Source organism: Streptococcus sp. CL8.13 (assembly GCF_049737895.1).
The window spans coordinates 1-4,110 of the sequence record NZ_JBKOTT010000085.1 but is presented as its reverse complement, the minus strand read 5'-3'; the positions used below and the strand labels follow the sequence as shown (position 1 = coordinate 4,110).

Genomic DNA, 4,110 nt, shown 5'->3' with positions numbered 1-4,110 from the left:
GCTGTCTGATTTGATTTGCTCAGCAGCTTTCAAGATGCGGTCAAATTCTTCGCGGTCATAGTTTTCAGGAAGGTCCAACCATCCCAAGAAGTCGCTACCAGCACCAGTTCCTTTACGGATCAATTCATCTGCTGCTGTTACTTGTGATTGCATGTATTCCACTTCATGTGGTGCAACAAATTTGTCTAAAACTTTTGAATAATCAAATTTAATATGTGACATGTTATTCCTCCAATATTTCTTCTTTTCTATCATAACGCTTACCTTCGTTTTTTTCAAGTTTTTTGTCGAATTTCTCCAATTTTTATCAGAATTCAAACGTTTGCGTAAAAATCCCACATTCCAAAAATTTTGAAATAATAAAAGAAATAACGAACAGATGTTCCAGTCGTTACAGTTCATTCAATAAATACTCAAATAATTCTAAATTACCATCTTCTTCATTAACCAGAAACTCTGGATGCCACTGCAAACCGATAATGCGGTGCTCGTCGATAGACTCAATCGCTTCGATGGTTTGGTCTCTTGGATCAATAGCAGTTACACGGAAATTAGGTGCCAAATCTTTAATACTTTGACGATGGACGGAGTTGACTTGACTTTCTTTTCCAAATAGCTTAGACACCACGCTTCCTTCCACTGTCTCAATAGAGTGAGATGTTCCGAAAGGTAGTCCTTGCCAGTGACCTTCGATTTCTTGATTGAGGGTGCCACCAAAGGCAACATTGACAAGTTGGACACCACGGCAGATTGCCATGATTGGTTTATTCTGACGAAGTGCTTCTTTCAAAAGCGCCAATTCAAATTCATCACGGACTAGATTGTAATCATCGCTCTCGATGGTTTTTTTCTCTCCATAAAACTGAGGATGGACATTTTGGCCACCTGTCAAAATAAGCTTGTCAATCATTTCCACATAATCGCGTACAACGGACTCGTCACCAACAGGAATGACTAAAGGGAGACCACCGACTTGACGAATGCTCTCTGCGAATCTACAAGATACAGATGAATGAATGTTTTTGCCTTCTGCGTCTACGGGGCATAGATTTGCAGCAACTCCTACAACCGTTCTAGGCATGATGTCTCTCCTTTCGAATATTAACGATAGTCCTATCATATCACTCAAAACGTCTTTCGTCTAATATGTTTTTTTTAAGGCTGTGATAAAAATTTTTTATGGACAAGAAAAAGCTGCCCACATCGGACAACTTTTTTCTTATTCAAAAACAAATTGATTGTGATAGAGTTCTGAGTAGAAGCCACCTAGTTTCAGGAGTTCATGGTGGTTACCACGTTCAATGACTTCCCCATCTTTAAGGACAATAATCTGATCTGCATTGAGAATGGTTTTCAAGCGGTGGGCAATAACGAAACTGGTTCTGCCTGCTACAACTGCCTCCATGGCATGCTGAATCTTGCTTTCTGTCACAGTATCTACGTTCGAAGTGGCTTCATCGAGAATGAGAACCTCTGGATCTGTCATCAGGGTTCGAGCGATAGAAATCAATTGCTTTTGTCCTGTCGAGAAGATGCTCTGGTCATCATCTATAAGAGTATCGTACTTATCAGGCAAGCTTTCGATGTAGTCGTGAATATGGGTTGCCTTGGCTGCTGCCTCAACCATTTCTTGACTAGCATCTGGCACACCAAAACGGATATTGTCTCGAATCGTTCCGCTAAACAAGACCGAATCTTGCAAGACAATTCCCACCTTGCTTCTGAGACTATCTAAATCATAGTCACGGATGTCTTTACCGTCAAAATAAATCCCACCAGCATTAACATCATAAAAGCGATTGATGAGGTTCATAATAGTCGTTTTCCCTGACCCAGTCGGACCAACAACCGCTGTCATCTGGCCTTTAGGAGCAGAAATGCTGACATCTTTCAAAATGGGTTTATCAGGCAAGTATGAAAAATCAATATGACTAATTTCAACACCTTCTTGCAACTGAGTGAAGGTCGGAGCATTTTTAGGTCGAATTTCTTCCTCTGCATCAAACATTTCCTGAATCCGTTCAGCACCTGTAAAGGCTAACTGAAGGCTTCCCCAACTTGCCGCAACTTGAATAATAGGCTGGTAGTACTGCTGTGAAAATTGGGCAAACATAACAATCAAACCTAGGGCTGTACTTGTTTCAATAGACTTATCATTCAAAAGTACAGCTGAACCAGCAAAGATGACGATGGCTGTGTTGACCAGACTCATCCCATTCATGACAGGGAAAAGAATTCCTGAGAACATTCTTCCTTTAAAGGTTGCCTTGCGCACGCGCTCATTTTGTTCAAGAAATCCTGCCATCATATCCTCTTGAATACCTTGCACAATCACGGCTTTTTGACCTGAGATACTTTCATCCATATAGGCATTGAGCTTCCCTACCTCTTTCTGCTGGAGGTTGGTATATTTCCGTGCCATTTTCACGATAAAAATCAGCATGAGAAAGGCCACTGGTGTACTGGCAATAGTGATGAGGGCCAGCGTCACATTTCTCGAAAACATGACAAGAATCAGACCAATGTATAGAACGATGTTGCTCATGACCTGAATCAAGCTTTCGTTAAAAGCTTGGAGGATATTATCCAAATCACTGGTAAAACGAGACAGGATATCGCCATCTTGTCGGCGGTCAAAGAAAGAAACAGTCAACCGAGCAAGCTTGCCAAAGAGGCCTTTGCGCATCTCGTTGGTCGATTCTGCAATCACGCGCGTCATGAGACACATGTATATCACACTGGAGATAAATAGAACCAAAACTAGCAGACCAAGATTGACCATGATTCCTGATAGGCTTTGCCAAACAAGTTCTGGATTGCCATTTTGATAAGCTTGAACTAAATTAGCTAACTCTGTTACCGCTTGTCCAGAAAATACCGGAAAGAGAGCTTGGGCAAGAGTCGCCAGAACAATCATCAGGATAACAACTACAAATGATAGCTTATAGACTTTAAAATAATTCCAAAAAAATTGAACTGTCTTCATTTTACTCCTCCTTTCCTTTCTGTGTTTCGTAGATTTCACGGTAAACGGAATTGTTGGCAACCAAGTCTGCATGCGTACCTTGACCAATCAATCGTCCTTGATCTAGAACCAAGATTTTATCTGCATGAACAACCGAGCTAATCTTTTGAGCGATGATAATGGTTGTCGTTCCCTTCAAGTCCTTATTCAAGGCTTCCTGAACCAGGCGCTCTGACTTGGCATCCAAGGCTGAGGTCGAATCGTCAAAAATCAGAATACGTGGATTGCTGACAATTCCACGGGCAATCGACATCCTTTGTTTTTGCCCACCTGAAAAGTTGGTTCCCCTTTCTTCAACTGGACTTTCAAAGGTTTTCTCCATACGATGAATGAATTCACTGGCTTGAGCAATATTGGCTGCGCGCTCCATTTCAAATAAAGTAGCATCTCCCTTACCCTGTCTCAAGTTATCTGCAATCGTTCCACTAAAGAGAATGGCACGTTGGAGAACGATAGAAACTGTTTTACGCAGGGTTCCTTCACTCACTTCTCGAATATCCTTGCCTCCAATTTTGATAGCACCCTCCTGTGGGTCAAAGAGACGTGGAATCAATTGAGCCAAGGTTGATTTTCCTGCACCAGTCGCTCCAACGACACCAACCATTTGTCCAGGTTCGACAGTAAAGCTCACATCTTTCAACATCGGTTCCTTATCCATTGGATAGGTAAAGGTCACATTTTCAAAGCTAAGACTTCCGACCAAGTCTTCATCTGGGACATCCTTGAAGGTCATGGCTGGCTCTGCGTCAAGAATTTCTCGAATACGACGCATAGAAATCATAGCACGACTGACAGAATTTCCCAAAAATCCAACCATAATAATAGTAAAGATAATCTGGCTTAGGTAATTGACAAAGGAAGCAATGGAGCCAACAACCGATGGATCCGATTGAACCATCCCTGCAACTAGCCAAATAGAGAGGAAAACCGCCCCATAGCCGACCAACATCATAAAGGGTTCCACTACTGAAAAGGCATAACCAATGTAAAGGTTTTGACCAAGAAGCTCGTCTGAGACATCTGTAAACTTCGCAAACTGCTCTTTTTCTTGGACAAAGGACTTGACCACACGAACACCGCGCAGA

General features: G+C 42.0%; 3 protein-coding genes and 1 pseudogene. All 4 read right to left on the bottom strand.

Annotated features, from left to right (window positions below; all coding sequences use genetic code 11):
• A pseudogene (gene pgi, locus ACLNCN_RS03745) lies at positions 1-222 on the bottom strand (glucose-6-phosphate isomerase); the annotation flags it as partial.
• Between the two features lie 169 nt (positions 223-391).
• Entirely contained in the window at positions 392-1,081 is a 690-nt protein-coding gene (locus ACLNCN_RS03740; protein ID WP_261029224.1) for a gamma-glutamyl-gamma-aminobutyrate hydrolase family protein, read from the bottom strand.
• A 138-nt stretch (positions 1,082-1,219) separates the two neighbouring features.
• Positions 1,220-2,986: a multidrug efflux ABC transporter subunit PatB gene (gene patB, locus ACLNCN_RS03735; protein ID WP_070526299.1), complete on the bottom strand. Its 1,767-nt coding sequence runs from the start codon at positions 2,984-2,986 to the stop codon at positions 1,220-1,222.
• A gap of 1 nt (position 2,987) precedes the next feature.
• Positions 2,988-4,110: multidrug efflux ABC transporter subunit PatA (gene patA, locus ACLNCN_RS03730; RefSeq protein WP_424844649.1), on the bottom strand; the 1,123-nt coding region annotated here is incomplete at its 5' end.